We start from the raw sequence: 6141 nt of genomic DNA, 5'->3' as shown, positions 1-6141 counted from the left end.
GCGGTATCGTATTTGGTAACCGCAAATCAACTCTTTTTTTTTCTAACCCCCAAGAATTATGCTTGATCCCAAAAGTCCTTATCTGGAACCGTATTTATCGGAAAACTTTTTATAAAGCTGCTTATGCAGATTATCCAGATTAATTGATCTGCCCTGAATGAAAGCGGTCTCTACTTTATTGCCGAGCATGTCAAGTGCATCACCATCAGAGATGAATAATGTTGCATCTTTTCCCATTTCAAGACTTCCTGTTGTTTTATCAATACCCAGGATTTTTGCAGTGTTCAGACTGATCATCGATACCGCTTGTTCTTTACTTAGTCCGTATGCGGCGGCAGTGCCCGCCTCAAATGGAAGGTTACGTTGTCTCCAGTATCCGGTGCCCGACAGCGAATAAAGAACTCCTCCATCATGGAGCAGCTTAGGAAGTTTATAGGGCAGATAAACATCATCTTCGGTTTTGTCAGGTAAAGTCTGTGTTTCAATCAGAATTACCGGAACCTGATTATCTCTGAGCAGATCAGTTACCAGATAAGATTCGGTGCCACCAACGATCACCGGACTAACATGATGCTTTTTTGAAAAATTAACTGCCTGTATAATATCTTTTGCACTATTTACATGAATAAACAATTTTTTGCTACCGTTGAATAGCCCTTTCATTGCTTCAAACCTTCCGTTAATTTCATCAGGTTTAGTAAGCTCTGAATAGGCTTTGGCTTCAGTTAAATAGCTATCAAGACTGGCAATTGTCTTTTGCTGAGCTTCTTTCTGGTCTGTTGCGGGTGCAGAGGCCACTTGCCCGAAAAACCCGCCGCCGCTTCTTACCACCGGCCAGTTCAGATGTATACCAATATCATTTTTATACAGAGCATCTTCCCAGTTCCATCCGTCGAGCATAACAACTGATGATTGTCCGGAAAATAATCCTCTTTCAGGAGTAGGTTGCGCCATCAATACTCCATTTGAGCGCAGAGTCGGAATTACTTTTGAATCTGTATTGTAGGCAATTATTGAACGGATATGTGGGTTCATCTCACCAACATCGCTCTGATCGTCGGTTCCTTTCGCCCCCATCTCAACCTCTATAAGTCCGAGTGAAGTTACAGGCGCAATAAATCCGGGATAAACATGCTTACCGTTGGCCTGGATAATTGTGGTGCTTTCTGAATTGAAACGTACGCTTCCTGCATCGCCAATACCTGTAATTTTTCCATTTTCAAATGAAATGTATCCGTTATTTATAAGCTGCCCGGTGCCGGTATGTATGATAGCTCCTGTAATGGCTACAGGTTTAGCCTGTTTCTTTGCAGGTACAATGTTTGCCTGTCCGAATGCGAGTGTAGTACAAAGCAATAAACCCGCAATACTTAAATATTTTTTCATGTTGTTTTTCATGTTTAGATTAATGACTTAGTGAAGAATGGTGAGTATCCTCCATTGTTTCGCATTCATAAAGGCGCAGACGCTGTAACGCTGGTCTTACTGTTGCGCTTCCGTTTCCTTTTGCTTCCATCATTTTCTGAATAATCCTGCCCTGATCAGCTTTCAATGCTTTCTGTTTTTCTGCATCCTGATCCATATCCCAGTAGGCAATGCCATCCACAAATGTTTTTTCGGCCTTAGCATAGATGGATAAAGGATTATCAGACCATAAAACCAGATCCGCATCCTTACCAACCTTCACACTTCCAACCTTATTGTCAATATGTAACATCTTTGCGGGGTTAAGAGTGACAAGTTTTAATGCATCTTCTTCACTCATTCCACCATAGGTAATTGCTTTTGCGGCTTCCTGATTCAGCCTTCTTGCCATTTCAGCATCGTCAGAGTTGAAGCCTGTAAGTACACCAACTTCATGCATGATCTTGCCATTATAAGGAATAGCCTCTGCAACTTCATTTTTGTATGCCCACCAGTCAGAGAATGTAGATCCGGCGATTCCCCGTTTTGCCATTCCATCGGCAACTTTATAGCCCTCCAGGATATGGGTAAATGTATTGATCTTAAAACCCATCGAGTCTGCCACATGCATCAGCATATTAATCTCCGACTGGACATAGGAGTGACAGGTGATAAATCGCTTATTGTCAAGGATTTCTACCAAAGCATCCAGTTCCAGGTCGCGTCTGACGGTATTCCCTTTCACCGCTCTGGCAGCTTTGTACTCCTTTGCACGGGTAAAGGCATCGATAAACACCTGTTCAACCCCCATTCTCGATTGAGGGAAGCGCAGGTTTCCTCCGGGTATCTGGAAATTACTTTGCTTCACATTCTCGCCCAAAGCAAATTTGATAAAGCCATCGCTGCCTTCAAATTTCATCTGCTCAGGGTTTTTACCCCAGCGAAGCTTGATCAGCTGGGTTTGTCCGCCAATGGCATTAGCTGAACCGTGCAGAATATGAGAAGAGGTTACGCCACCAGCCAGCTGACGGTAAATATTGATATCCTCAGAGGTGATAATATCAGCGATTCTCACTTCCGAACTTACCGATTGTGCTCCTTCATTAATTCCTCCGGTGCCGGCGATATGCGAATGTTCATCAATAATTCCGGGAGTAAGGTGTTTGCCGCTAGCGTCGATGACTTTAGCGGATGCTGCCCTCAGATTTTTGCCGATTGCTTTAATCTTTCCGTCTTCGATAAGGACATCGGTATTGCTTAACCTGCCCTCTTTTTCATTGGTCCAGACAGTAGCATTTCTGAACAGCACCTGTTCACTTTTCGGTGCTTCGGTATAACCATAGGCCATGAAAGGGTAAATAACTTTTCCGATGGATGGTATTGGTTCAGGGCTTTCTTTTTTTGTGGCTTCTTTAAATGATTCACTGAAAGTTGCAGTCCATTTTGAGCTGCTTCCGTCAGGTTTAACAGCCTCTCCTTTGAGATTCAGCGGTGAATCGGAACTGATATATCCGCTCAGACGAATGGTTCCTGCAGGATTTTTTTTCAGATCAAAATTCATGCTCAGCAGGTCTCCGGTTCTGTTGATACTGCCTTTAGTTTTAACACTATCCGGTCCGCTGCGTCCTATGTTCAGGTCGTAAGCTGATATGCTGCCTCCAATTTTTATTTCGAGTGCAGGCAAACCTTCAATTTGGAGTGCGTAAGTGCCTCTCAGATCACTGACATCCATTTTTGAAACAATGTATTGATTTCCCTGAACCCAGTTCTCATGAATAATGTTATCTTTTTTGAAGATATTGTCTGAGCAGATAATGAAGTTAGCCAGTTTGCCTTTGCTGAGGGTACCAAGCATATCTGTAATTCCGAGGAGCTCAGCAGGTACTTCAGTAAGTGATTTTAAAGCCTGCTTTTCAGACAATCCATATCTTATTGCTGTACGAAGATTGTTCCAGAAATCTTTGGGATTAGCTTCAAGTCCGAAGCTGGTAATTGCAAACTTAATTCCTGCTTTTTCCAGAGCAGATGGATTTGAGGGTGCCATCTCCCAGTCTTTCAGTTGAGTATAGCTGATATTTCTGGCATCCGCTGGATCTTCAATATCGAAAGGTTTTGGAAAGCTTAGTGGAATAATGAAACTTCCTCTGGTGGCTGTTGCTTCTGCAATTCGCTGGTATTCTTTTCCATCGGTTTTAAAAATGTACTGTTTCCCGAACTCATCTCCGATTTTGTCTGCCCTGAGTATACTGAGTGCGTCGCTTACCTCAAAAATCTGACTGAGTGACTGAGATTTGTTGAATTCATCCAATGAGATATTGTATTCACTTTTTTGATTTTTATACCAGGCGGCATCGAGGTAGGTTTGGCGCAATAAGGCAATTGAACCCATCAGCGATGTAGGATAGCTATTGGCAGAGCTTCCTTTACTGAATGAGTAATGAGCTGCTGCCTGATCTTTTAAAATTACACCGGTTTCATCACTGTTATTGAGTGTGCTTACGATGGATACACCTCTGGCAATTCCATCCCGGCTGATGGTCTGGACAGTACCGAATCCGAGTTTCTTATACTCTTCAGCTTTTTTGGAATCAATGGCAAACATTGATTTAACCGCAGTTTCCGGTCTTATTGCCTCATTCCATGAATATGCACCCGCTTTGGTTGAGATGAACGACTGTGTCCGGCCAAAACCTCCGCCCTGACGTTGTGCAGTTCCCGAAGGGAGTCCGTAAGTTGTAAATGCATCCACAAAAGATGGATAGATGTATTTGCCCTTTAAGTCAATTCTGATATAACCTTTAGGAATGCTCAGGCCTTGCCCAACTGCCTCTATCTTATCATTTTTTATAAGCAGTATTCCATTTGTTATCGTTTGCTCTGAACTGACGACAATGTTTGCATTGGTAAAGGCATATAATCCGGGTCTTTTATCATGTGATCCATTGACCGGATAAGTTTGTTGTGCAGATACAGTGATGGCCTGTATGGCCATCAGGCACAGCAGAATTATTTTTTTCATAATAGCTAATTGGTTTTTAGGACTTCGAAAGTAGTAGTTATTCGGTATGAGCATGAAGCTGCAATATAATATTTCTGTTACACAACGACCCCTGGTTCCCAACGCAAATGCAGTAAATTAAAAATGAAGCGTATTTATGCATTTCAACTCTTAACTTTGGGCAAACGTTATGAAACAGAGATTTATTCTGCAGCTGATTTGTCTGCTTCCTTTAATCCTGCCTGTGGCCTGTACCAAGGATGATAATAAGCCTATGCCTCAGAGTACCGTTTCCAGATTGTATGTTTCAAATGCGGATACTGATGCATCGGTAGTAAATACATTGATCTTTGACAGGGCCGATGAAAGCAAATTTCCCGAGCCGTATAAGTTCAGTTCCCAGTTACCTGATGCAAACGGAATATTATTTGATCCTTTTTCAGGTATTGTGTTTCAGGTAAGCAGAAGGAATAAAAATATCAGGACATTCAAGGTCAATACAGACGGAAGCCTGATTAAAAAGGATTCATTTATTGATGAAGGCTTGTTAAGTGCCCGCGATATAGCATTTGACAGGAGCAGGGATTTGCTGTATGTTTCAAGTGATATTGATAGTGCTGTTTATGTGTACAATACCGTTAGCAAGCTCACCGGTACGGCTATTGCATCCAAAAAACTAAAACTGAATGGTAAGCCATGGGGTATGTTTCTGGATGGTAACCGGCTTTTTATTGTTATCGATCAGGATCGTACCGAGGTGCAATTGTTTGAGGATGCATCAGAGCTTGAGGTTGGTACCATTACCCCTGAGAAGAAATTAACCCTTAGCGGAGCTGTTCGTTTGCATGGCATTAGCTATTCTGCACAGCGCGATATTCTGCTGTTGACCGATATTGCCGAGGCGACAAATACAGGCTATGATACTGATGGCGCAGTTCATTTTATCATCGGGGCATTGGCGAAATTTACACCTTCAGGAGCTGCTGTTGTTCCAACTAAAACGATTAAGGGCCCCAGCACCCTTTTGGGAAACCCTACAGATATTGCCTGGGATGAGCGTTCGGATAAGGATCTGGTTTACGTTGCCGAGAAAGCGGGGAAGAAAATTCTTGTATTCAAATATACTGATACAGGGAATACCGCACCTTTGGTAAAAGCAGATTTGAGCTCCAGTCCTGAGGCAATCTATCTTGATGCGCGCTAGAGTTTTATAAGATTGTATTTAATGAGGGTTTTTTCTTTACTTTGGATATAAATTAAAAAGATATGTACAATACATTATTAGGCCTGCATTCCGGACTTCGCTATATAGTCCTTATTTTATTAGTCCTTGCCCTGTTAACAGCGCTTATCGGCTTATTTGGTAAGAAACCATACAGTGAAGGCAATCGTAAGATCAATTTGTTTGCTATGATCTTTACGCATACTCAGTTTCTTGTAGGATTGATTTTATATTTTTTCAGTCCGATGGTCAATTATTCGAACATGGGCGAAGCCATGAAAGACGCTATGAGCCGTTACTGGACAGTTGAGCACTCAGTGATGATGTTATTTGCAATTATTCTGATTACTGTAGGGCACTCACGCTCAAAGAAGGCTGCCGAAGCATTTAACAAGCACAGATCTATTGCTTTATATTACGGCTTGGCGGTACTCGTTATTGTAGTGGCAATCTATCAGAGCGGACGTCCTCTTTTAGGAATGTCATAAACAAATCCTCAAAAAATTTGTAATCTCAA

General features: G+C 42.1%; 4 protein-coding genes. 2 read left to right on the top strand and 2 right to left on the bottom strand.

What is annotated here, in order from left to right; genetic code table 11:
- Positions 1-78: 78 nt before the first annotated feature.
- A complete protein-coding gene (locus P2W72_RS05905) occupies positions 79-1386 on the bottom strand; it encodes an amidohydrolase family protein (protein ID WP_276360008.1) in 1308 nt (435 codons plus the stop codon).
- A 19-nt stretch (positions 1387-1405) separates the two neighbouring features.
- Complete coding sequence (locus P2W72_RS05900) at positions 1406-4423, bottom strand: amidohydrolase family protein (RefSeq protein ID WP_276360005.1); 3018 nt, start codon at positions 4421-4423, stop codon at positions 1406-1408.
- Between the two features lie 169 nt (positions 4424-4592).
- Between P2W72_RS05900 and P2W72_RS05895 the strand changes: the two genes are divergently transcribed.
- Positions 4593-5606, top strand: coding sequence for a hypothetical protein (locus P2W72_RS05895; RefSeq protein ID WP_276360003.1), 1014 nt, complete (start codon positions 4593-4595; stop codon positions 5604-5606).
- A 62-nt stretch (positions 5607-5668) separates the two neighbouring features.
- On the top strand, positions 5669-6112 hold the full coding sequence (locus tag P2W72_RS05890) for a cytochrome B (protein ID WP_276360001.1): 444 nt from the start codon (positions 5669-5671) through the stop codon (positions 6110-6112).
- Positions 6113-6141: the final 29 nt, after the last annotated feature.

Source organism: Daejeonella sp. H1SJ63 (assembly GCF_029360775.1).
In the GTDB taxonomy this organism is placed as follows: domain Bacteria; phylum Bacteroidota; class Bacteroidia; order Sphingobacteriales; family Sphingobacteriaceae; genus Daejeonella.
This window is presented reverse-complemented; position numbering and strand designations above follow the sequence as displayed.

Excerpts from the sequence above, each read along its gene's own strand:
- P2W72_RS05905 (WP_276360008.1), bottom strand. The coding sequence starts at position 1,386 with ATGAAAAAATATTTAAGTATTGCGGGTTTATTGCTTTGTACTACACTC.
- P2W72_RS05900 (WP_276360005.1), bottom strand. The coding sequence starts at position 4,423 with ATGAAAAAAATAATTCTGCTGTGCCTGATGGCCATACAGGCCATCACT.
- P2W72_RS05895 (WP_276360003.1), top strand. The coding sequence starts at position 4,593 with ATGAAACAGAGATTTATTCTGCAGCTGATTTGTCTGCTTCCTTTAATC.
- P2W72_RS05890 (WP_276360001.1), top strand. The coding sequence starts at position 5,669 with ATGTACAATACATTATTAGGCCTGCATTCCGGACTTCGCTATATAGTC.